The 22,821-nt window shown below is 28.3% G+C and carries 22 protein-coding genes; all 22 read right to left on the bottom strand.

What is annotated here, in order from left to right; all coding sequences use genetic code 11:
- Positions 1-133: 133 nt before the first annotated feature.
- The 22 genes from ACQ65T_RS03560 to ACQ65T_RS03455 all read right to left on the bottom strand — a co-directional run bounded on the left by ACQ65T_RS03560 (position 134) and on the right by ACQ65T_RS03455 (position 22,819).
- Complete coding sequence (locus ACQ65T_RS03560; protein ID WP_430399726.1) at positions 134-1,243, bottom strand: DUF1972 domain-containing protein; 1,110 nt, start codon at positions 1,241-1,243, stop codon at positions 134-136.
- A 33-nt stretch (positions 1,244-1,276) separates the two neighbouring features.
- Positions 1,277-2,428, bottom strand: a complete 1,152-nt coding sequence (locus ACQ65T_RS03555; RefSeq protein ID WP_430399725.1) for a glycosyltransferase family 4 protein — start codon at positions 2,426-2,428, stop codon at positions 1,277-1,279.
- Positions 2,428-3,105 carry an acyltransferase gene (locus ACQ65T_RS03550; protein WP_430399724.1) on the bottom strand — a complete coding sequence of 226 codons (678 nt, stop codon included), beginning with the start codon at positions 3,103-3,105 and terminating at the stop codon, positions 2,428-2,430. Before ACQ65T_RS03550 ends, ACQ65T_RS03555 begins: the two co-directional genes overlap by 1 nt.
- Entirely contained in the window at positions 3,098-4,345 is a 1,248-nt protein-coding gene (locus tag ACQ65T_RS03545; RefSeq protein WP_430399723.1) for an O-antigen ligase family protein, read from the bottom strand. Before ACQ65T_RS03545 ends, ACQ65T_RS03550 begins: the two co-directional genes overlap by 8 nt.
- Before the next feature lie 38 nt (positions 4,346-4,383).
- Positions 4,384-5,193 (bottom strand): glycosyltransferase family 2 protein, encoded by an 810-nt coding sequence (locus tag ACQ65T_RS03540; RefSeq protein WP_430399722.1) that lies wholly within the window; start codon positions 5,191-5,193, stop codon positions 4,384-4,386.
- Position 5,194: 1 nt separating this feature from the next.
- Complete coding sequence (locus tag ACQ65T_RS03535) at positions 5,195-6,460, bottom strand: flippase (RefSeq protein WP_430399721.1); 1,266 nt, start codon at positions 6,458-6,460, stop codon at positions 5,195-5,197.
- 29 nt (positions 6,461-6,489) lie between these two features.
- A complete protein-coding gene (locus ACQ65T_RS03530; protein ID WP_430399720.1) occupies positions 6,490-7,149 on the bottom strand; it encodes a class I SAM-dependent methyltransferase in 660 nt (219 codons plus the stop codon).
- A gap of 88 nt (positions 7,150-7,237) precedes the next feature.
- Positions 7,238-7,789 (bottom strand): hypothetical protein, encoded by a 552-nt coding sequence (locus ACQ65T_RS03525; protein ID WP_430399719.1) that lies wholly within the window; start codon positions 7,787-7,789, stop codon positions 7,238-7,240.
- 46 nt (positions 7,790-7,835) lie between these two features.
- Entirely contained in the window at positions 7,836-9,698 is a 1,863-nt protein-coding gene (locus ACQ65T_RS03520; protein ID WP_430399718.1) for a glycosyltransferase family 39 protein, read from the bottom strand.
- A gap of 1 nt (position 9,699) precedes the next feature.
- Positions 9,700-10,827 (bottom strand): dTDP-4-amino-4,6-dideoxygalactose transaminase, encoded by a 1,128-nt coding sequence (gene rffA, locus ACQ65T_RS03515; RefSeq protein WP_430399717.1) that lies wholly within the window; start codon positions 10,825-10,827, stop codon positions 9,700-9,702.
- Positions 10,824-11,696 (bottom strand): formyltransferase family protein, encoded by an 873-nt coding sequence (locus ACQ65T_RS03510; protein ID WP_430399716.1) that lies wholly within the window; start codon positions 11,694-11,696, stop codon positions 10,824-10,826. Before ACQ65T_RS03510 ends, rffA begins: the two co-directional genes overlap by 4 nt.
- Positions 11,689-12,609 carry a glycosyltransferase family 2 protein gene (locus ACQ65T_RS03505; protein ID WP_430399715.1) on the bottom strand — a complete coding sequence of 307 codons (921 nt, stop codon included), beginning with the start codon at positions 12,607-12,609 and terminating at the stop codon, positions 11,689-11,691. The genes ACQ65T_RS03510 and ACQ65T_RS03505 overlap by 8 nt, the downstream gene beginning before the upstream one ends.
- 8 nt (positions 12,610-12,617) lie before the next feature.
- Positions 12,618-13,382, bottom strand: a complete 765-nt coding sequence (locus ACQ65T_RS03500) for a GIN domain-containing protein (RefSeq protein ID WP_430399714.1) — start codon at positions 13,380-13,382, stop codon at positions 12,618-12,620.
- Positions 13,382-14,479, bottom strand: a complete 1,098-nt coding sequence (locus tag ACQ65T_RS03495) for an acyloxyacyl hydrolase (protein WP_430399713.1) — start codon at positions 14,477-14,479, stop codon at positions 13,382-13,384. The genes ACQ65T_RS03500 and ACQ65T_RS03495 overlap by 1 nt, the downstream gene beginning before the upstream one ends.
- 7 nt (positions 14,480-14,486) lie before the next feature.
- Complete coding sequence (rfbD, locus tag ACQ65T_RS03490) at positions 14,487-15,347, bottom strand: dTDP-4-dehydrorhamnose reductase (protein ID WP_430399712.1); 861 nt, start codon at positions 15,345-15,347, stop codon at positions 14,487-14,489.
- Entirely contained in the window at positions 15,341-15,892 is a 552-nt protein-coding gene (gene rfbC, locus ACQ65T_RS03485) for a dTDP-4-dehydrorhamnose 3,5-epimerase (RefSeq protein ID WP_430399711.1), read from the bottom strand. Before rfbC ends, rfbD begins: the two co-directional genes overlap by 7 nt.
- Positions 15,892-16,755 carry a glucose-1-phosphate thymidylyltransferase RfbA gene (gene rfbA / locus ACQ65T_RS03480; RefSeq protein ID WP_430399710.1) on the bottom strand — a complete coding sequence of 288 codons (864 nt, stop codon included), beginning with the start codon at positions 16,753-16,755 and terminating at the stop codon, positions 15,892-15,894. The genes rfbC and rfbA overlap by 1 nt, the downstream gene beginning before the upstream one ends.
- 4 nt (positions 16,756-16,759) lie before the next feature.
- Positions 16,760-17,779: a dTDP-glucose 4,6-dehydratase gene (gene rfbB / locus ACQ65T_RS03475; RefSeq protein WP_430399709.1), complete on the bottom strand. Its 1,020-nt coding sequence runs from the start codon at positions 17,777-17,779 to the stop codon at positions 16,760-16,762.
- Position 17,780: 1 nt separating this feature from the next.
- Positions 17,781-18,749, bottom strand: coding sequence for a hypothetical protein (locus ACQ65T_RS03470; RefSeq protein ID WP_430399708.1), 969 nt, complete (start codon positions 18,747-18,749; stop codon positions 17,781-17,783).
- 2 nt (positions 18,750-18,751) lie between these two features.
- Complete coding sequence (locus ACQ65T_RS03465) at positions 18,752-20,443, bottom strand: DUF6909 family protein (RefSeq protein WP_430399707.1); 1,692 nt, start codon at positions 20,441-20,443, stop codon at positions 18,752-18,754.
- Positions 20,444-20,487: 44 nt separating this feature from the next.
- Positions 20,488-21,324: a carboxypeptidase-like regulatory domain-containing protein gene (locus ACQ65T_RS03460; protein ID WP_430399706.1), complete on the bottom strand. Its 837-nt coding sequence runs from the start codon at positions 21,322-21,324 to the stop codon at positions 20,488-20,490.
- Positions 21,325-21,331: 7 nt separating this feature from the next.
- Complete coding sequence (locus ACQ65T_RS03455; RefSeq protein ID WP_430399705.1) at positions 21,332-22,819, bottom strand: GH3 auxin-responsive promoter family protein; 1,488 nt, start codon at positions 22,817-22,819, stop codon at positions 21,332-21,334.
- Positions 22,820-22,821: the final 2 nt, after the last annotated feature.

Raw genomic sequence — 22,821 nt, 5'->3', positions numbered from 1 at the left:
TTTGTTTGTTTTTTCTTTATTTCGACTTAAAAACGAAGAAATTAGAAAAAGAGCTAGACAACTATTACTTACCGCAAGAGATAATGGAATTGTAATGAGGAAAATTAAAACAAAGAAAAAAGAAGGATTATTCTTAGTCTCCGTTTTTAATGTTTGCCATACATTCTTCAAAAAGTTGTAAATACTGTCCATTTATTTTATTCCAATTAAAGTCGTTTATAATTGATTCAAAGTTATTTTGAATAAATTGCAAGTTATCATTTTTTTTGACAGTTTTTAATAGTTGTTCTACTTCTGATGGTCTTGAAAAATAAAATGCATTTTCTTTTAAAACTCCTTTATTAAAATCATTATTATGTGCTACAATTAAAGCTTTAGACGCCATTGCTTCTAACAATGATGGGTTTGTTCCACCAACGGAATGACCATGAAAATATAATTTAGAAAAATACCTCAGGTTATTAAGATGCTCTAAATTATAAATTCCTCCCATAAAACGAATGTTTTTATTATCCTTGAATTTATTTTTTAAATACTCGCCATATTTTGTTTCATGATTACCAACAACTAAAATCGGCGTTTTGTCTTCTTTGTTTAGTGCAACTCCTTCTAAAACCATATCTAAATTATTTTCTGGTTCAAAACGAGCCATAATCATGTTGAAATTACCTTTTTCAACATCATATTCGTTTAAAATTAATTCGTTAGGATTATTAAACGGATGTGCACCATATGCAATGTAGGTTGATTCTTTTTTATAGCGTTTTTTTAAAAATTTTTGAATTCCTATTGAATCAGAAACTAAAAAATCACTACTGGATGCGGCTAAACGTTCGGCAAATTTTAAAAATTGTTGAACCGGACGAGAATACTTGGAACGTTTCCATTCTACGCCGTCCATATTAGTGATGATAATTGATTTTTTAGGCAATAAGAAAAACCAAATAGAATTACTTGTATAACCAAGTTGAAGCAGAATGTCAAAATTTTGTTTACGTGCGTCCATAATACAATTGTAGTCGTATATAAACTGGCCAAAAGTCCCAAATTTATATTCAGGATCATACTGGTGTAATAAATTAACTCCGTGAAATGTTTTTTCTTGGTAATTATGATTATGTGAATTATAACAATATACTTCGTGTCCTTTTTCTACTAAATAAACCGAAAAAAATTCAGCAAATTGCTCAAAACCACCATAATAATTTGGTATTCCACGCGTTCCTAATATTCCTATTTTCATTTATTTTTCAATTTCGGTAGCAAATATAGTTAATTAAATATTTTGTAAAATATTTTGTATTTTATTTGAATAACTCTCTACTGTAAAGTTGTTTAGTGCTCTTTCAAAACCTTTAATCCCGTATTTTATCCTCAATTCTTCTGAATCAATAAGTATTCCTAATGCATTGGAAAGATTTTCTACATCACTAGGTTTAAATAAAATTCCAGTTTCATTATTTACGACTATCTCGGTTAGTCCACCATGGTTTGCGGCAATTACTGGTTTATTAGCTAACATGGCCTCAACTGCAACTAAACCAAAAGGTTCGGGTTCAATTGATGGAACTACAGCTATGTCAATTAATTGCCAGATTTCATGTATTTTCTCCTGAAAAGGAATAATTTGAACTTTGTCAATTAATTTAAAACTTTTAATATTATCATTTAATTCTATTAAAAATTCATCTTGATTTGGCGGTGGAGAACCAATAAATACTAACCTAATGTTTTCTTTATTAAGTTTTTTAAACGATTTTAAAAGCAATTGTTGTCCTTTCCATCTACTTATTCTTCCTACAAGTCCAATTATTATTTCATTATCTCTTGAATTAAATAATTCTTTTTTAAGCTCTATTCTCTTGACATCTGATAGCTTTTCCTTAAAAATTTCTAATCCATTCCAAACAATTTCACTTCTATATGTTTTTTTTGATTTTTCTTTCCAAAAAACTGCCGTAGCATTTGAATTAAAAACAACAACATTATTCGTTTTAGAAGCAATTAAATAAGAAAATATTTTTCTTATCAGCTTTGGAGACTCAATTATTTCGTGCACATGCCAAACGTGATTTATATTGTTTTTTTTAGCGAAAAAAAAGCCCAATAAAACAGCTAAAGTATTTGAATAGATAATATCAAATTTATATTCTTTATTTAATTTTCTTAAAACTAAAAAACCACTCTGAAAATCTTGGAGAAAGCCTAATAAATTTTTTGGAGAAAACATTTTCCTATAAAGTTTAAGAACTGGAGCAATGACAACTTTAATTGATTCATTTTCTAGCTCTTTCTTTAAAGGTCCTTCATTAGGTAAAATTACTATTGGATAAAATTTAGACTTATCTAAATTTTTTATTAGAAGTAGTAACGTTTTATCTGACCCATATAGCTCTGCGGATTGGTGTATGAAAAGGATATTTTTCATTAATCAATGCTCTTTATAATCTTAGCAGGAACTCCACCAATAACAGAGTTTGCTGGAAATTTTCCATTAATTACTGCTCCTGCAGCAATAACACTATTATTACCAATTTCACAACCGTCTAGAAAAGTAACTTTTGCTCCTACCCATATGTTATTTCCTAATTTTATGCCTTTTGATGTGACGCCTTGTTCTCTTATTAATAAATTTTTATTATTAAAATTATGATTTTCTGAGTGAAAACTTATGTATGATCCCATTATGACGTCATTACCAATTTCAATTCCTCCTGATGCACCAAACTCTGAAAACCTACCTATTGCACTATTTGAGCCAATTTTTAAACCTTTCCCATATTTTGACATATGACTTGTAGATGTCACTAGAGAATAAGCTCCTATTCGTGATCCATCACCTATAACTACTTTTTCGTATGCAAATGCATCAATAGTTGTTCCTTTATCAATTGTTACATTTTTACCAAAAAGAATATTCTTTTTATTAAGAATTGAGCATCTACTTCCTAAAAAAACTTTTTTTCTTAAATAAATAACTCCACGAGTCATCATTAAGAATCTTTCAAATAAAATTTGAAAAAATAGGCTTGACGGAATTTGAGAATCAATACTATAACTCTTTCCAGACTTTTTTAATATTTTTTGAAAGACTTTTTTAATCATTTTTTATAAGCTTGTGTTGTTTCAAACCAAATAGTAATCCTCCTAATATAAAAACTATTGTGTCATTACCATTATAAATTCCTGTAATTGTAAATGTTGAAAATAAATAAAAAACTCCTATTGCTGAAATGAAAAGAGATTCAAACGATTTTTCATTGTAAGCATATAAATATAGCTTTATTAGAAAAAAAAGATATATTAATAGTCCAAATATCCCTGTTTTATACAGAATATATGGATAACCATTATGAAGTTCTGAAATATATTTTAAACCTTTTTTATCAGATGTTAAAGGGGCTTTAAATTTTAAATTGACCAATGAACCATAACCTGTTCCCAAAACTATACTTAAAGGCTGTTTTTTCATTAAGGCAAAAGCTCTTTTAGCTTCATATCCTCTCCAATGATCCCAGAGGTCTCTATGGTTTTCTCTATTTATTTTTGCTTTAAAAATTTCTTCAGGAGCAATTTTTATTTTATATAAAAAAGCTTCTAATCCTGGCTTTCCTCTATCTATTTTTACAGAATATAAGTATAGATAGAGTGTGCAAATACTTATAATAACTAAGGAAATAATCTTTAATGTTTTTTTTGTGATTTTTGTATATCCATTTAATGATAAAAAAAGTATTAAGGCTCCAACAATCATTGTTCTCGAAAAATACAAAATAGATGATATTATAATTGTAAAGAAAACAATTTTTAATGTTCGTTTACTCTTAAAAATATCTGCGTCCTTAATAAATTTTTTATAATAGATTAAGAAAAAAACAGCAAATAATTCTAAGAAATTATCTTTTGTAAATTGTCTTATTGCGGATACTGATCCTGATCCTAAATCAACAAAAACAAATAGAATTAACAAGTGTAGTATAGCTGAAATAAAACCCGATATGACAATAATTTTTACAAATTCAACTTTGTTATTAATTGTTTTAAAAATAAAATATCCTAGTAACAATCCTTGTATTGGTTTTATAAAATGAAATATATCTTTTAAAGCAAAACTAATAGGGTTTCTAAAGAAGAAAAAACCAATAAATCCTATTAAAAAAACAGATAGAATTGGTACAAGTGTTTTTATGAAAGAGACTGTAATATTTGCTTTTTCAAATACGAAGTAAAATAACAGCGCAAAAATTTGAAAAAAAATATTAAACTTAAATGAAGGGACATAAATTTGTAATAATATTATAATTATTAAAAGTACTTTATAAAAAAAAGCTTTATTTATCTTCATTTAAAATTGTTCTAAAAACATCAAAAATACAGAATTTATTATCTTAAGAAGAATGATTTTGTTTTTTTTACAAAGGAATTTAAAGTAAGTATAAGTGATATGTAATAAAAAGAAAGGCCTTTGTAATGCTTTTTTAAATAAATTCTATATCCATTTACTAGTAAGTTATTCTTCTTTTTATTAAAACCAACGAAGTGTATGTAATTTAAACTTGGAATAAACACTCTTTTCAAGCCTATGTCGGCAATTTTTTTACAAAAATCCACATCTTCTACATACATAAAATAATCTTCATCAAATCCTCTTATTTTTATATATATATCTTTAGGAATTAATAAAAAGGACCCGCAAAGCCAATCAACTTCATAATGTTTTTTAGAAAAAACACCTGTTTTAAACTCAGTTCCTAAATCTAAAAGGTTTACAAAACGTAACATATTTTTGAAATTAGGAAAATTACCCGCTGCGGGAATATATTTCTTTTGAGCTGTAAGCATATTTATTCCTATAACACCAATTTCTTTATTCTCATCAAGTGTTTTTATAGCTAAACTTATATCATCTAGAAGTATCGTGTCATTGTTGAATAAAAGCAAATGTTTTCCAGATGCGTATTTTACCGCTTCGTTATTACCTTTTCCGAAACCAAAATTCGTTTTCGACTCTAAAAGTTTTACGAAAGGATAATACTCTTTAATAAAAGAACAACTTTCATCAGTCGAGTTATTATCTAAAATTATTATCTCATAGGAAATTAATTGTAATTTGCTTTCCAAAGAATCTAAACACTCTTTTAAAAATCGTAATCCATTATAATTTACTATAATTACCGATAGCTGTATTTTCATTTTAAAATAATGTATAAAAGCCTAATTTCTTTTTTATATAATAAACACAGAGTAAGTTAATAATGACATTAGAAACTAAACTTGCTATTGCGGCTCCATTAATTCCATATAAAGGAATTAGGATGTAATTTAAAAAAACGTTTATAAAAAAACTAAATATTGTGATGTTTCTTAATATTTTTTGATTGTTAGTCATATTTAATATTTGATCTACATTCCCAGCCATTGCGCTAAACAAAACACCTAAAGAAATAATTATTAAAGTACTGCTTCCAACAATTATTTCTACTCCAAAAAAGGAAAGAATAAATTCATTTAGAACAATTAAAGCAAAAACCAATGGTATTGATAATATTGCTATAAGTTGTGTTGCGTTTTGTATTACTTTCTTTAATTCACTAATATTTCCTCCGCCATATAGTTCCGCCATTCTAGGTGTTATTATGGTGCTTACAGATACAATAACTAAAAAACCTACGCTACCTATTTTATAAGCAATGTTATATATCCCTACTTGTTTTTCATCTGTCATTAATCCTAACATAATTACATCTGTCCAATTTAATAGATAAAGTAATAATCCACTAAAAAGCATTGGAAAAGCAACTTTAATTAAAGACTTAGTAGATATAGAGATATTTGGAAGTTTAGATTCGTAGGTTAAAAAGTACTCTCCTAAAACCACTAATAACATTGTAATTGCAAAAGCTAGAAGTGTAAAAAAGTCTTTAGTGTCAAAAAAATAAAAAAGTATTAAAAACAATCCTAAAATTATGTTTGGTAACACAAACATAAATATGTTATATAATTTAAAATTTTTAATAGCTATGAAATAATATAAGAATAGTTCATGAATAATAAATAAAGGAATTATAGCACTTATAATTTTAAAAAAGGGAATAAGTTTTAAGCTCCCAAATACTTCAGAAATTATATCCGCATAAAAAAAAAAAAATAAAAACGGAATTATAGAAAATAAGAGCGCAATTTTAATTCCTTTAAACAATAGTGTTTTTGCTTCTTTTAAACTTAATTTTCTATTACCTACTACTAATATTAGTGCATTAGGAATTCCTAATGCAAAAATCATTGCAGTAGCTTGAGATATTGTGAAACTTAATGAGTAGTTCCCGTAATTAGTAACTCCAAAAAACCTAGAAATAAAAAAAACAATCAAAAATGATGAAGCTAGCCCAAAAATTCGGAATAAAAAATTGATTCCAGAAGTAGATATTAGTTTTTTAAAACTATTGTTTGGTTTAGTCATCTAATGTTGTTTAAAACTAAAAGTTTACTCTATTTAGTAATCACAAAAAAATATTGATAAGAAAAGAACTCTTCAAATAAGCCTAAGCTAATCTTGTTTAGAATTCTAGTAAATGATCTTCCTTTAAAATTTTGAATAGAACTCTCTTGTTTTATTATTTTATAACCGCTAGTTTCTAATAGTTCTTGAATGTTTTTTCTACAATAGAACCTCATATGTGTGTAATCAAATATTCCACTTTCTTCATAGCTAAAATCACCTTTTAAAAATATCTTTTTTATAGCTGAATAATGGCGAATATTAGGCATACTAACAATGATTTCACCATTCTCTTTTAAACAATTTTTAATTTTATTTAAAACAATTTTAGGCTCTATTAAATGTTCTAAAACATCTGGAAGTAATATCAAATCAAAATAATTATTGTATTGATAAAGTTCAATTTCTTCAATGTTTCCAAATATAAAGTTATCAACTTCTTTGTATTTATTTTTGTTATTCTTGTCTTCATACAAATCTACAGCTACTGTTTCTAAAGCATATCCATTTTGTTTTAAGTAATGTAATGTTTCGCCATAAGCTGCCCCAATCTCAAGGACCTTTATATTCTTTTTATTTACATCAATTAGTTTAATTAAATCTAATCTAACATTAGAATAATAACTAGAATCTTTATTGTCGTAATTCATAAATTTGATATTTTAAAACAAAAATAAACAACTATAAATAAAAAAGTTACCTCAAATGAGATAACTTTTTTATTTATATTCTTACAAGTTATTGCTTTACAATTTTCTCCAACTCTTCTGTAAGAGGCATATGTGGATACAAAATTACTGCAGTTTCCTGATTTATATCAATTTTTTTAAGTATTGTTGAATTAGGTGTTTTTATATTAACATCTTTATTTGGGTAAAAATAGTTAAAAATAGCACTGTCTTTTGCCACAAATTCTTTATCAAAATAAGAAATTTTAAAACCTTTAATATCAATGTATTTTTGTTCTGGATTTTTCCCTCTTCCTAAGTCTATTCTCAAATGTGTTGGCAAAACGTCTTTTGGTAAGGTAAAAACAATTTCTTTTTCAGAAGTAGAACCTATAATATCAGTCCAAATAGTTTTTTTGTCTTCGAAATTAATTGTTCCATCTTCTGTATAAAACAAACAAGCCTTGTCGTCTTTTTCAGCAATTAAATTAAATGAAACTCTCATTAATGATTTATCGATAACTGATTCATTATCAATATTTTTGTCTAGTGTTTCTTCTTTTGGGTCTTCTTTACAAGAAAACAAAGAAAGTGCTAAAATAAGTATTGTTATTTTTTTCATTATTTGATTAAAATTTGTACAAATGTATATTTTTTTTTTAATAGAATTATTCTTTTTTAATTTTTTTATCAGAAACAAATAAGCCTTTTTTATTTAAAATCTTGTTTTCCAAATAAACCCCCAGCACATAAACTTCATTTTCTAAATTACTTATGTCATATTCTGCTTTAAACCCAGAATTATCTGCATTAAAATTACATTTAAAATAAGAAGTTACATCTTGTCTTACAATCGATTGAATTGGGATTATTTTTGTTTTTTTAGCATCTGTTTTTTTATTTATTAAAACTAACGAAACTTTTGAGTTTTCAGAAGATATTCCATCAAAATATGCCCACCCTGATATATTCACTTTGTTGTTTACTATTTCAAACGCTTCAATATTGAACATAAAGCTATCGTCGTTGTAACCATCTTCTATGTTTAAACCTGACAAATCAATACTCTGAGGTAATTCACTAGATATAACAAAATGCTTTGCCCATGCCTGAAAGCCATCAAAAGATTTATCAATAACAAAATATTTGGCAATTATAGCTTTAGAGTTCTCGGATGGATTATATGTTTTTCCAAACGCATCAACAAACCAAAATGATTTTATTTTAGTTGAATCGGCTGCCATTTCATTTAATACAGTTTCTAATTCTTTTTCTGTTGTTGGTTTACTCTTTTCAAGAGTAAAGTAATAATCAAACCAATATTTTTGACTGGTGTATACTTCATGGTCTTTTGGATTGTTATTTATTGCTGTTAGTGAAGCTTCTTTAAATTGAGCTTTATTTATAGTAAAATAATATTTTTTAACCACAAATAAATTAGATAAAGTTAGCAGAGAAATAACTAGAATTAGCAATGTTTGAATAATTCTATTTCTTATAAAACTTATAGATGTGGCTAATAATAAAATAATTACAGGTAATACACTTATAAAGTATCTGGTTAAAATTAAAGAAACTTCACCATAAGATTTAACCATTAAGAAAAAAATAAAAACAAAAGACCATACTAAATAAATTAAAAAAGAAAAGGTTTTAGTGTTCTTTATTGAAACTTTTATATTGCTTTTTGTTTTCTCTTGAAAAACATTAATTAAATAAAAAATGAAGAGCGGTATAAAGATGAAAAGTGTTATTTCAAAGTTTCCTAAAAACTCTTTAAAAAGTAATTCAAAAGATTCATCGGTTGGTTTAGGAACCCAAAAAACCTTGAATTCCAGTAATTTCAATAACATGTCGTAGTTCGGCAAGAAAATTACAATAGCAATTATTGCGGCTAATACAGATTTTAAAAAGAATGTTTTTATAAACCTTTTTTCAGAAATAAAAATGAAATATAAAACAAGTATTGATTGGGAAAGTAAGTTTATAAAACCAAAAAAATTAACTGAAATTAAAAGCCCCGCCGAAACCCCATACCAAATAGTGTTTTTTATCGTTTGAGATTTTAGAAAAACAACTAACCTATGGAATGAAAATATTGTTATTAACAAATATAAAGTATATAATCTTGCGTCTTGAGATATATAAATACAATATTCATTTATAGCTAATAAAACAGCTGCAATTAACCCAGTTCTTTTATTACTTAACTCTTTACCTAAGATATAAATTGCATAAACACTTAGTATTCCCATAATTGCAGAGAAACCTCTTGCTACATATGCAGAATATCCAAAAAAAACATAACTTATTTTGATTAAAATATAATATAAATAAGGAAAACCCTCTCTTAAAAGCATTTCCGAATGGAATTCTTTTAAACTAAAATTAGGACTAGAAATGTTCATTGTATAAATTTCATCCATCCATAAACTTTGAAAATCTAAATTATAAAAACGTAATATAGTGGCAACTATTAAAATAAGTAACAACCATTTGTTCTCAATAATCTGTGTTATTATTTTTTTCATTTTAATATTCTAATAATTTTGATATTACTTCTTTTATATCTAACTCATAAAACAAAGGTAATCTTAGTAAAGTGTCTGTAAATTTATCTGTTTCAGGTAATATTCTACTGTCATGTTTTTCTTTGTAAAAAGGACTATCATGTAGACTTATATAGTGAAAAACGGCTAAAATATCATTCTCTTTAAGGTGTTTTATTAGAGCTGACCTTTGTTCAAGATTTTCACATGTTAAATAAAACATATGAGCATTATTTGATGCGTAATCTAAAACTTCAGGAAGTTTAATGTTGTTTTTGTCTGCCCAATTTTTAAGTTCAGTATTGTACTTATTCCAGTGTGCTTTTCTAACCTCTTGAATGTTATTTAGGTTTTCTAATTGTGCCCATAAAAAAGCTGCAATAATTTCAGAAGGTAAAAAAGAGCTTCCTATGTCTACCCAACCATATTTATCTACTTCTCCTCTAAAAAAAGCAGATCGATTAGTTCCTTTTTCCCAAATTATTTCGCCTCTTTCAATAAATTTTTCATCATTAATTGCTAACATTCCACCTTCTCCTGAAATAATATTTTTCGTTTCATGAAAAGAAAAGGCAGCTAAATGACCAATAGAACCTAATGCTTTTTTAACACCATCTTTACCTATATAGTAACTATCAATTGCTTGTGCTGCATCTTCAATTACATATAAATTGTATTTTGCAGCTAACTCCATAATAGTATCCATATCACATGCAACTCCTGCATAATGAACAGGTACAATTGCCTTTGTTTTATCTGTAATTAAAGCTTCTATTTTTGTTGCATCAATATTTGGGTGGTTTGGCATACTGTCTACAAAGACAATCTTTGCGCCTCTTAACACAAAAGCATTTGCGGTTGACACAAAGGTATATGAAGGTATAATAACCTCATCTTCAGGTTTAATATCAATTAAAATAGCTGCCATTTCTAGAGCATCCGTACATGATGTGGTTAATAAGCTTTTTTTAAACCCAAAGGTGTATTCAAAATATTTTTGACATTTTTGTGTGTATTTTCCATTTCCTGATATTTTACCTGATGCAACAGCATCTGCAATATATTCTGTCTCTCTTCCTGTTAAATAAGGCTTATTAAATGGTATTTTCATTTTAATCGTGTTCTAAACTTTTTAAAAACTACATTTTCTTTATTCTCTAAATAATATGCTTTCTCAATTTTTAATAAACCGCTACCACAAACTATAACTGGGCAATTACTTTCTATAAATATAAATTTTCCGCTAGTTCTATTAATTATTTCAATATCTTCAATAGCTTTAGCATCTTCTATAACTATAACTTGATTTTCCATATTTGTTCTTGCTCCACCATAAGGAAAACCTGTTGCATTTATTATTCTTTCAATTTTTTTAGCATCTAAATTCCAGTCTATAAAGTAATCTTCTTGATCTCGCCACAAACTATAAATAGCGTCCTTTTCATTTTGCTTTTTTGAGCTTAATTTGGACTTGTTGATTACATTTAAAACTAGTTTTTGATAACAGATACTTATTTTTTCAATAGCTAGCTCTACCTTAATTGGATAAGTAATCGAAACACTTTCAAAACCAATAATATTACCTCTATCAAACTCCTTGTTTGCAAAGATAGCAGTTACTCCTATTTCTTCATCTCCATTTATTAATGCTGATACTAAAGGATTAAATCCTCTATATTTTGGCAATAAAGAATCATGAAAAACAATTAACTTATTATTATCATAATTTATTATCCAACGCCATGAAATAGCAAAAAAATAATCTACCTTATCTAAGTTAGTTTCATCAAAAAAATTTCTGTGTATGTATTTAAGCTGATGTGTTTCACAAAAAGTTACAATTTCATTTGAATAATCTTCTTCAACTGAATTGTCCGTTGCATAAATAACTTCTTTAATAATATCACAAGAGATACTTTGTATTGCTTTTAAACAATCCAAACCTTTCTTACCCATTATAAATAAAGCAATACTATTCATTTGTTGATTTTTCAATTATATAACTTGGTCTATTTTTTACACCTTCAAAAATTTTACCTATATATAAACCTACAACCCCTAATGTTGTTAACATGCAACCACTCAAAAACCAAATACTGATTATTAAACTCGCATAACCACTTACGGATACTTTACCAGTGAATTTCTCAAACAAAACATAAAACACCATTAAAAATGATATTAACGCTATAGATAATCCAAATTTAATTATCAACCTCAAAGGCTTGTCAGAATAAGCTAGTATAATATCTAAAGCTAAATGCAGTAATTTTTTTAAATTATAATTTGATTTTCCTTCTGTTCTAGATGCGTGTTCCACATTTACATATGCTGTAGAAAACCCAACCCATTTAACCATTGTAGGAAAATATTTTATTTTCTCTTCTAACTTTACAACTTCATCAATTACTTGCTTAGAATATATTCCAAAATTTGCAACTGTTGCATCTTGTTTTGTTCCAGTTAAATAAGATAGTGATTTATAAAATAATTTAGATGTATTTTTTTTATAAAATGAATCTTTTCGTTCGTGTCTTCTAGCTAAAACAATATCGAACCCTTTTTGTGATTCACTAAATAGTTTTTCTATTTCTTCAGGTTGATCTTGTAAATCACAATCTAAAACTACAATATAATCACCAGAAACTTGATTTAAACCTGCAGTTATGGCATAATGTTGTCCAAAGTTTCTACTTAGTTTATATCCTTTAACATTGTTGTTTTTTCTAGATATTTCTATTATTTTTTGCCATGAATTATCTGAACTAAAATCATCAACTAAAATGATTTCAAAAGAATTAAAAGCAGACGGAATATTCTTAGATATTCTTTCCACTAACTCATCTAAAACTAATTCTGCTTTATAAACAGGAGAAACAATTGATAATTTCATTTTCTTATTTAATAAATTAACCTTCCTCTAAAAACTTCTTCCACATCAATAATAGGTGGTACATTTTTTAAGATAACATTTCCATTTGCATAAATTGTTCCTTCAATTTTTTGAATTGGTTTTACAAACATATCGTTAGAACCGCGATGAAATAATTTAATGTTTTCTGCTAATAATTCGTCTCCATAAAAACGTCCGTTTCCAAAATAAAAATTCAAAAGCATTTCCTCACAGTGTCCGTTAATATAGAAATTTGAAACATTGTTGCTTTCCACAACTAATTGGCTATTATCAACATCAAAATAAAAATCACCTGTCCCTGCTCCGTCTGAAACATCAATTGAAAATAGGCGAATTATAGGCGAATGTAACACTCCTTCTGATTGTATTTTTTGTTCTGTTTTAGAATGTAATTCAAGTTCTTGAATTAATGGGTTAGTTGTGCCATCTGGAACCGTAACATACACAACCGTTTGCCCGTAATCTCTAGCTATATTACAGGTTGAATTATCTTTAACTACCAGCATATCACCATCCATTCGAACATCTAGATTATCAATAATATTATCAGATGTTTCAACCTTAACTTCATAATTTTGACCTTCATTAACAACAAGACCAACACCGTCATAAACTTTAATTTTAGTAAAGTTCTCTAAAGGAAAGCTTTGTGTAACCCTATTTCCATTGCCTTTAAAACAGTCTTCAGAAATACCGCAACTTGTTATTATAAATAATAAACTTGCAATTAATATGTAATTATGGTTTCTCATTATAATCGAATTCCAAAAGTTGCTTCAATAGCTTCAGCCCTTCCGCCATGCGTTTTTAATCCTACTCCTGTAAATAAATTTCTGTAAATATAATATTTTGCACCCAATCGTTGATAAATATCAATTTCATAATCAAATGGTTTATACACATAATAACCTACCTGAGCTTCAATAGATAATTTATTAATAAACAATTCATGTCCTACAAACAAACCTATTCTTTTATAATCTGTATTTGGATCAACAGGTGGCTTGTCTGGAAAAGCAACTGAAGAAAACTCAATATAATCTTTTAAATATCTCGAAAAGAAAACATCTGTACCTAACTGTAATGCGCTTTTTCTTCCAATTCTTTTATCTGCATATAAACCAATATGATAAAACTGACGCTGTCCTAAACCAGGAACTGGTCCTTCAGAAATACCTGTTCTAAAAGCAATATTATACTTAATTCTTTCTCTGTAAAATTGTTTTGGAGGTAAAGAGTCCTTTATAAATTGTTTTGTTTCGCTAAAGTTATAATTTAGTCCTAGGTTTAAAGCAATCGTGTTAATTCCGCTGTTTGGCGCTTTAAATCTTCCGTTAGAAAAATGGGTTAACATAAATCCTGCTTGAAAGCCTATTTTATTAAAGATATTTTCCTTTTTATACTGTAATAAAAAGTAATTGTTATCCATTATTTTAGTTCCAAAAGCGTTGTTTTTATTGTTTGTTTCCTTATCATATGGGTTAGATGTCATTCCAATACCTTGTGAAATTCTAAACATTAATTGTCTCTTGAAAAAATAAAAATTATAATGAGCACCTATAGCAACATTATGACCTAAATATTGATTTTTAAAATCTAAATAATGAAAGGAAACTCCATAATCTGGATAGTTATACACTTGCTCCCATTCTTTTTTTCCATAGGTTTTCCAATTATAACTCAACATAAATCCATCTGGATGACCTGTTATTAAATGACCTATATCATTTGTATGTTTATACACATTACCTCTAAAAAATTGTGCTTCTATATAAGAATCATACTCCTTTTCTTGAGCCAAAAAAGGAATAGTTATAAAGAGTAAAAATAATAGATAGTGCTTTTTCATTTTAGTATTATAGAAATTGGGTACACTTTCTCAAACTATCTTTCCAGTTTTCTATTTGAATTCCAAATGTAGTTGTAATCTTTGTTTTATCCAAAACGCTATATTTTGGTCTTTTAACTGGTGTTGGATATGCTTCCGAAGGTATTGGTGTTAAAATGATTTGAAGATTGTTTAATTTGAAGATTTCTTTAGCAAAATCATACCAAGAGCATTGTCCTTCGTTACTAAAATTGTAGATACCGAAGACTTCGACAGGCTCCGTCTGACAAAATTCTGTAATTTTAAGTAAAGCCTCAGCTAAATCTACTGCATTTGTTGGTGTACCGATTTGGTCGGAAACAACAGATAATTCCTCTTTTTCATTTCCTAAACGCAACATGGTTTTCATGAAGTTATTCCCAAATTGGGAATATACCCAAGATGTTCTAATGATAAAATGCTTATACCATCTGTTTTGAATAGCTATTTCACCTTCTAATTTAGTTTGCCCGTAAACTCCCGTTGGATTTGGAACATCGTCTTCTGTATATGGTTTTTTAGAAGTTCCATCAAAAAGAAAATCAGTAGAAACATGAAGTAAAATAGTATCATGTTTTTTACAAACTTCTGCTAAATTTTTAGCGCCAATTACATTAATTAAATGCGATTTTTCGGTTTCAGTCTCTGCTTTATCGACTGCTGTATAAGCAGCTGTATTAATGCAAAAATGAGGTTTGTACTTTTCGAAAACAGCTTTGCAATTAGCTGAATTTGTAATGTCTAAATCTGAAGAAGTGCAAAACACAAAATCGATTGAAGGATAATTGTCTACAATCGATTGAATAGCTTGTCCTAATTGGCCTTTAGCACCTGAAACTAAAACTACCATACTTTTTTAGCGTTTTTTAAAGCGGGTAAAATCATGTCTTTTTCAGAAATAATCAACTCTTCCGTTGGAAAATTCCAGTTAATATTTATTGTATTATCGTTAAAAATAATACCCCCTTCGCTTTCTTTATTGTAAAAATTATCGCATTTATAGAAAAATGTTGCTGTTTCACTAAGTACTAAAAATCCATGTGCAAATCCTCTAGGTACAAAAAATTGTTTTTGATTGTCACCAGTCAATAAAATAGATTCATATTGTCCGTAAGTTGGTGAATTAGGTCTAATGTCTACAGCGACATCGAGTACTTCTCCATTTAATACACGAACTAATTTTGCTTGAGCATGTTCGCCACATTGATAATGTAATCCTCTTAACACTCCTTTTTTAGAGAAAGATTGATTGTCTTGTACGAAGTGTACATTATCTCCAACTCCATTTGCGAAAATTTTTTCATTAAAACTTTCCATAAACGAACCTCTCTCGTCTCCAATAATTTTAGGTTCAATTATAAAACATCCTTTTAACTTTGTTTCTATAAACTTCATTATTCTTTTAATAAACTCATTAGATGAATTCCATAACCACTTTTTAATAAAGGTTCAGCTAGTTTTTCTAATTGTATAGCATCTATGAAACCCATTTTATAAGCGGCCTCTTCTATAGCGCCAATTTTTAAACCTTGTCGCTCTTCAATAACTTGTACAAATTGTCCAGCTTGCATTAAAGAATTGAAAGTTCCTGTATCTAACCAAGCAGTCCCTCTATCTAAAATACTTACTTGTAATTTACCTTGTTTTAAATATTCTTTATTGACATCTGTAATTTCTAATTCACCTCGATGACTTGGTTTAATGTTTGCTGCAATATCAAGAACTGAATTATCGTAAAAATAAATTCCAGGAACCGCATAATTTGATTTAGGATGAGTTGGTTTCTCTTCTATAGATAACACTTTACCGTTTTTGTCAAAATCTACGACACCATATCTTTCTGGATCATGAACATGATAAGCATAAACAATTCCTCCATTTGGATTGTTATTTGCTTGTAATAACTCTGCTAAACCTGTTCCATAAAAAATATTATCTCCTAGAATTAATGCAACTTTATCGTTACCTACAAACTCTTTTCCTATGATAAAAGCTTCTGCTAATCCATTTGGGTTCTCCTGTACAGCATATTCAAATCTGCATCCAAGTTTTTTACCATCACCCAATAATTGTTGAAACAAAGGTAAGTCGTGAGGTGTAGATATAATTAATATTTCATTTATTCCAGCCCACATTAAAGTTGACAATGGGTAATAAATCATAGGCTTATCGTAAATAGGCATTAATTGCTTACTTACTGCTAATGTTAATGGGTGTAAACGCGTGCCAGAACCTCCAGCTAATATTATTCCTTTCATTTTTCTATGTTAGAACTTTAAACTTTTCTAAATACCAATCAACTGTTTTTAAAATGCCTGTTTCAAAATTTTCATCAGCTTTCCAGCCTAAATTATTTTCGATTTTTGAAGCATCAATTGCATATCGCATGTCATGACCTGGTCTATCTTTTACAAACGTAATTAAATCTTGGTATTTACCCTCTTTTAGTGGAACCTTAGTGTTTAAAATTTCACAAATTGTGTCTACAATATACAAGTTATTACGTTCATTTCTTCCTCCAATATTATATGTTTCTCCTGATATACCAGTCTTAAATGCTAATTCAATGCCTTTACAATGATCTAGAACATATAACCAATCTCTAACATTTTTTCCATCACCATAAATAGGAATGTTTTCACATGCAATAGCTTTACGAATGATTGTTGGAATCAGTTTTTCGTTATGCTGTTTTGGTCCGTAATTGTTAGAGCAATTTGTAGTGACCACATTCATGCCGTAAGTGTGAAAATAACTACGCACAATCATGTCTGAACCTGCTTTTGAGGCAGAATAAGGGCTGTTGGGCGCATAAGCAGTAGTTTCTTCAAATAAACCAGTTTCTCCTAACGTACCATAAACCTCATCGGTAGAAACATGATGAAAACGAGCATTTTTAAATGATTCATTATAATCGTTTGGGCCATTCATCCAAAGTTTTCTTGCAGTATCTAATAGATTAAATGTTCCTAATACATTAGTTCTAATAAATGCTTCTGGACCTGAAATAGAATTGTCTACATGACTTTCTGCTGCAAAATGTATCACATCGTGGAATTGATATTTTGTAAAAAGTTCTTCAATAAAACTTCTGTTGCAAATGTCTCCCTTTACAAAAGTATACCTTTCGTTGTTTTCAATTTCTTTTAAATTATTTAAATCTCCTGCATATGTAAGGAGATCTAAATTTACTAAATGATAATGTGGATTATTTTCAATAAAATAAGGAATAAAGTTTGAACCTATAAATCCTGCTCCACCCGTCAATAGTACATATTTCATATTATAAATTTCTTTTTTTTGACTGATTTTTGACAAAATTTTTAAAGAATATTCTGAGGATAAATAGCACAAAAAATAATAGCGGCATGAACAGCTTCATTTTACCATTTAACCCTTTATTGTTTTTAATATTGATTGTAGATGAAACAGCCTTAATGGTAGAGTCATAATTAATTAGATTAATTCTATGTCCGCCTTGTTCGCTAATTAAAGCGTCTTTAGTTTTAATAATTTCATTAATTTGATTGTTCTCATTGTAATAAATCAAATTTTGACTTTTTTGATTATTAACTGTTGATTTTTTGAAATTTTCTATTAATCCGTTTATTTGTGAAATTGTGCTATCGTTTGAAATCATTTTTAATTTAACATTATTAACATACTCTTTTTGAATAGTCTTATAATATTCTGAATTATTTAAATAATTTAAAATTGGATTTGATGTAGCGTCTAAAGTGGTTTCTTCTGTAGTTGAAAATTTAATGAGATGATAAGGATAATTTTTACTCGTTAGGTCGTCTTCTATGATTTTTTCTAAATCACCATCTTCTGCCATTAAACGAATTAATTCGAAATTTTTGTCATTATTTTGGATAAACTTATAAACATCTGTGATAGGCTCGATTTTAATAGCGCCTAATTTTTTAATGTTCTTTATTCCTATTGAACTTAAATACGACGTATCATTCTCTATTCGTTTTGAGGCCAATAAACCTACCTTAGAATACAAATAATCTGTACTCCCAAAATTTGGTATTACTATAATTTCATGATTATATGAATCATTGTTCTCATCTATTAAAAAACCAGTAACTCCACCAATGACCAATAAAACAATCAGAATTAAAAAATTTCTCTTAAAAAATAAAAACATATCAAAAATAGAATCAACTCCTTTTTGAAAAAATGCACTTATTTTACTAAAAACCTGACCTAAGTCTATTTCTTGATCTTGAGAATTTGAACTCATAATTATTGTTTTGCGTTGAAAATTTGTTCTAATATTTTAATTGTAATTAAATAAGTAGGTTTTACTCCTGTTGTTCCTAAACCTCCTGAGGCTAAAGTACTTCCTGTTTCTAAAGGGTTGTCTGAAGCATAATAAGCATAACGTACCTTTACATTTGGATTAATACTTTTTCTAATCTTTGAAGCGGATTGAATTGCTTTCTGATAATATGCCCCTTCCATTTCTAAACCTATAGCTTTCCAGGTTGATTCATGGAAAAACTTTAATAGATCTCTATTTTGTAATGATGTTCCTAAAACAGTAACCATTGGTCCTGCAAAAACCGGCATGTCATTTCCTTCGAACATTTCTGCTGTTAGCTCGTTTTCAAAAGGATAATTGTCTGCTGTTCCTTCATTTATGTGTGCACATGGAATCATTATATCTCCTTTTCCTCCCTCAAGAATTCCAGCTTTACCCATTATCGAAACAGATTCAACATTAATAAATGTTTTGTCTTTTCCTTTTTTATATGGTTTTAAAAGCTCATCAATGGTCTCGTAAGCTTGTTCTCCAAAAGCATAATCCATTACAATTAAAACGGGTTTTTCACCATTAATTTGCGCTTTTGGAAAAGCTGATTTTTTTAAATCTATTTTTGCAGTATCAAAAATTTGAACATCAATATTGGTTCCTGAAGTATCTGGTAAAAACACCATTCCTTGTTGCATGGCAACGACTTCTACTTTTTTACGCAAATCGTTGTTTGAAGAACTACTTAAATCTTCATAAATAACATAATCAGACTTTCCTTTGTATTTAGATTCTAAAACGGGTTTAGCAAAGATAGAATTCATTACACTATGCATATTTGCACTTATAACATGAATTGGTCTTTGTAATAAATTATTTTTTTCTAAAACTTCTTTGATGTTATTTGCCCAAATTTCTCCATAAATATGGTGCCCTAAGCGCTCTCTAAGAATAGGACTAAAAGTAATAGTACGTTTGTTATTATCTACTACTTCTTCAATAGCTAGTTTTCCTAACCAATATACAATATGTAAAAAACGCTCTGGTGCATCTGCTGTAGCAAAATCTGGGTAAATACTTTGTACTTCTGCAAATGTTCTTCCTAAAATATTAGCGGCATGAGAAATTGCTTTTTCTCTTTCCACTAAAGTAAGTTTTTTAGTATTTAAAACTGTTTCTTCTAATTTTTGCCAATCGCGAGATACTTTTCCTTCTTCATCGATTAAAACGCGATCTTTAATTTTATGTGATTCAATAAAAATAAATGTTAAATGCGTTAAAATATCATAGATATCTGAACGACCACGTGTAATTTCAATATTCATTTGTTCATCGTCAATACGATAACAATTTCTTCTTCTTTTTGGAGGAACAATTGCTTTAAAATGCGAATTAGAATAACCTTCATCCGAGGTTAAATTAATATATCTACATTGTTCGATACCAATAGGTAATCGTTCAATTACATATAATAATCCGCTTAATTCTACTTTTTCTTCGGCGATACTACCATAAATTTCTGGTCGAAGCGATAATAAAGCTTCCCTTAAAGTTTCTCCTGATACACCCATTGGTTTATAAAAACCTCTGTTAAATAAATGTCTCATGGTAATGTACAGTCGTTCAATAGCTGCTGACGACTCTTGCGCTCTAGAACGCGAAATGTTTTTAATTTCTTTCATTTATATTATTTATATCTAACCAACAAAGGTAAGATTTTTTATTATTAGTTAGTAAGGATTAGATTTATAGCAGGTTCATTGATGCTTATTTGCTCTAGTGGATCTTCATTGTTAATGAGTTTATTCCATTTTCCACCTGAAAAAACAAAATAAAAATCACGATCTACATTATTGTACAAAACATAAGGCTGATAACCTTTTGGTGTTCTATTATCTGATATTAGTAGTTTTTCATAGGCTACAAATATTCCGTTTGTTGGCATGGTTAAATTAAACTCTGAAACATCAAATTTATGTTTTATAACTCCTTTTTTTATAGTTACTATAAAATCTTTATTCAGTAATTCATAACCTGGATTTCCTAATGAATCAACACTAAAAAAACGAATTTTTACAGAAGAACTATCAATTCTACAATCGGTAAAAATGGTGACTTTTTTTATGAATTTTAGTTTCTTGTATTTTGAATCATAAGGAAAGTATTTTGCTTCCACTTTTGGACCGTTATCAAAAGCTTGCATAAGGGTTTGGTCTACATTTCCGATTTCTAAATATTTTGATTGTTTTTTCATTAAAACAACCACATCGTTAAGTTCATAAAGTTTAGGCGTAAGCTCAATATTCATGAATTCGGCTTGTTTTAAAGTCTGTGTTTCATATCCTAAAACAGAGATGATTAATTTTTTATCTTTTTCCTTAACGTTAATAGAAAATGTTCCGTCTATTTCAGTAGTAGTTCCAATGTTTACGTTTTCAACCCAAATGTTTACGAAAGGAATAGGTTCACCAGTACTGTTATCTTTAACAATTCCTTTTACCTGAGCAGAAAGGGAAAGTGTGGTAATTAATAAAATCAAACTCAAAAATCTTTTCTCTTTCATCTTTTTTCTATTCTCTTTCTAATTTATCAGCAATAGTTCTATTATCACTTAATCTTGGTAATTTATTTTGACCACCAAGTTTGCCAATCGATTTCATATACTCTTGAAAACCGTTCTTAATTACTTTAGTAATAACAAGTGTTCTTAAAACTTTACCTACGATTAAATCGTCATAATAAATGTTTTGCTTTCGCATAGCATTGTCTATTTGTAACGCAAATTCTTCTAAATTATTAGGCTCGTTTTCAAACTCAATAAACCATTCATGATAAGGTAAGCCTGAAGTTGGATTAATTTGTGGTGCAACAGTAAATTCGTTTATTCTTACATCTGTGTTTTCTGTTGCTTCTTGTAAAGCACTTTCTACTTCTTTTGCAATGACATGTTCTCCAAAAGCCGATATAAAATGTTTTATTCGCCCTGAAACAATTATTCTGTAAGGTTTTAAAGAAGTAAATTGAACGGTATCGCCAATGTTATACGCCCAAAGTCCTGCATTGGTAGAAATGATTAAAACATAATTTACATTAAGTTCAACTTCACCAATAGTAAGTCGTTTTGGGTTTTCAGTATAAAACTCATCTGCTTTTATAAATTCGTAAAAAATTCCCGAATTCAACAACAACAACATTCCTTTTTCTTTTTGGGAATCTTGGTAAGCAAAAAACCCTTCTGAAGCCGGAAAAAGTTCAATAGAATCTACTTTTCTTCCTAATAAATTTTCAAACTTAGCTCTGTAAGGTTCGAAATTAACGCCGCCATAAATGAATAAATTAAAGTTTTTGAAAATTTCGCCAACTGGCTTATTTGCTTTTTCTTTTAATTTTTCAAAATACATTTGTACCCAAGAAGGAATTCCGGAAATAACCGCCATGTCTTCATGAATAGTTTCTTCAACAATTGCATTTACTTTAGTTTCCCAATCTTCAATACAATTGGTTTCCCAACTTGGCATTCGGTTTTTTTGTAAATATTTAGGAACAAAATGTGCTACAATTCCGGAAAGTCGGCCTAACTGAATTCCGTTTTTTTCTTCTAAAACAGGACTTCCTTGTAAGAATATCATTTTTCCATTTACAAAATCAGCTTTCCCTGTTTCATGAATGTAACTCAAAATAGCATTTCTAGCAGCTTGTATGTGAAAAGGCATTGATTCTTTTGTAAGCGGAATGTATTTAGCACCTGAAGTGGTTCCAGATGTTTTGGCAAAATATAAAGGTTTTCCTTTCCAAAGTATATTTTCTTCGCCTTTTACAACTCTATCAACATAAGGTTTCAGTTGTTCATAATCGCGAATAGGAACTTGTTTTACAAATTCTTGAAACGTTTTTATATTTGCAAAATCATGGTCTTTACCAAACTGTGTCTCCTTTGCACTTGTCAATAACTCTTTAAAAACTTTCTCTTGAGCAATAACTGGATTGGTTGCCCATTTTTGGGTAAGAGTATGTATTCTTTTCGCAAATAATTTTGCTGCAAAAGCTTTTAAAGTCATAG

This window comes from Flavobacterium sp. (assembly GCF_965284515.1).
Lineage (GTDB): Bacteria > Bacteroidota > Bacteroidia > Flavobacteriales > Flavobacteriaceae > Flavobacterium.
Note: the sequence above shows the minus strand (reverse complement) of the source record. Positions and strands in the feature narration are given on the sequence as shown.

Bases quoted from the DNA above. Each gene is read 5' to 3' on its own strand.
- ACQ65T_RS03535 (WP_430399721.1), bottom strand. From the start codon at position 6,460: ATGACTAAACCAAACAATAGTTTTAAAAAACTAATATCTACTTCTGGA.
- ACQ65T_RS03500 (WP_430399714.1), bottom strand. From the start codon at position 13,382: ATGAGAAACCATAATTACATATTAATTGCAAGTTTATTATTTATAATA.
- ACQ65T_RS03555 (WP_430399725.1), bottom strand. From the start codon at position 2,428: ATGAAAAATATCCTTTTCATACACCAATCCGCAGAGCTATATGGGTCA.
- ACQ65T_RS03455 (WP_430399705.1), bottom strand. From the start codon at position 22,819: ATGACTTTAAAAGCTTTTGCAGCAAAATTATTTGCGAAAAGAATACAT.
- ACQ65T_RS03495 (WP_430399713.1), bottom strand. From the start codon at position 14,479: ATGAAAAAGCACTATCTATTATTTTTACTCTTTATAACTATTCCTTTT.
- ACQ65T_RS03460 (WP_430399706.1), bottom strand. From the start codon at position 21,324: ATGAAAGAGAAAAGATTTTTGAGTTTGATTTTATTAATTACCACACTT.
- rfbC (WP_430399711.1), bottom strand. From the start codon at position 15,892: ATGAAGTTTATAGAAACAAAGTTAAAAGGATGTTTTATAATTGAACCT.
- ACQ65T_RS03550 (WP_430399724.1), bottom strand. From the start codon at position 3,105: ATGATTAAAAAAGTCTTTCAAAAAATATTAAAAAAGTCTGGAAAGAGT.
- rfbD (WP_430399712.1), bottom strand. From the start codon at position 15,347: ATGGTAGTTTTAGTTTCAGGTGCTAAAGGCCAATTAGGACAAGCTATT.
- ACQ65T_RS03470 (WP_430399708.1), bottom strand. From the start codon at position 18,749: ATGAGTTCAAATTCTCAAGATCAAGAAATAGACTTAGGTCAGGTTTTT.
- ACQ65T_RS03465 (WP_430399707.1), bottom strand. From the start codon at position 20,443: ATGAAAGAAATTAAAAACATTTCGCGTTCTAGAGCGCAAGAGTCGTCA.
- ACQ65T_RS03510 (WP_430399716.1), bottom strand. From the start codon at position 11,696: ATGAATAGTATTGCTTTATTTATAATGGGTAAGAAAGGTTTGGATTGT.
- ACQ65T_RS03540 (WP_430399722.1), bottom strand. From the start codon at position 5,193: ATGAAAATACAGCTATCGGTAATTATAGTAAATTATAATGGATTACGA.
- rfbB (WP_430399709.1), bottom strand. From the start codon at position 17,779: ATGAAATATGTACTATTGACGGGTGGAGCAGGATTTATAGGTTCAAAC.
- ACQ65T_RS03505 (WP_430399715.1), bottom strand. From the start codon at position 12,609: ATGAAATTATCAATTGTTTCTCCTGTTTATAAAGCAGAATTAGTTTTA.
- ACQ65T_RS03525 (WP_430399719.1), bottom strand. From the start codon at position 7,789: ATGAAAAAAATAACAATACTTATTTTAGCACTTTCTTTGTTTTCTTGT.
- ACQ65T_RS03530 (WP_430399720.1), bottom strand. From the start codon at position 7,149: ATGAATTACGACAATAAAGATTCTAGTTATTATTCTAATGTTAGATTA.
- rffA (WP_430399717.1), bottom strand. From the start codon at position 10,827: ATGAAAATACCATTTAATAAGCCTTATTTAACAGGAAGAGAGACAGAA.
- ACQ65T_RS03560 (WP_430399726.1), bottom strand. From the start codon at position 1,243: ATGAAAATAGGAATATTAGGAACGCGTGGAATACCAAATTATTATGGT.
- ACQ65T_RS03545 (WP_430399723.1), bottom strand. From the start codon at position 4,345: ATGAAGATAAATAAAGCTTTTTTTTATAAAGTACTTTTAATAATTATA.
- rfbA (WP_430399710.1), bottom strand. From the start codon at position 16,755: ATGAAAGGAATAATATTAGCTGGAGGTTCTGGCACGCGTTTACACCCA.
- ACQ65T_RS03520 (WP_430399718.1), bottom strand. From the start codon at position 9,698: ATGAAAAAAATAATAACACAGATTATTGAGAACAAATGGTTGTTACTT.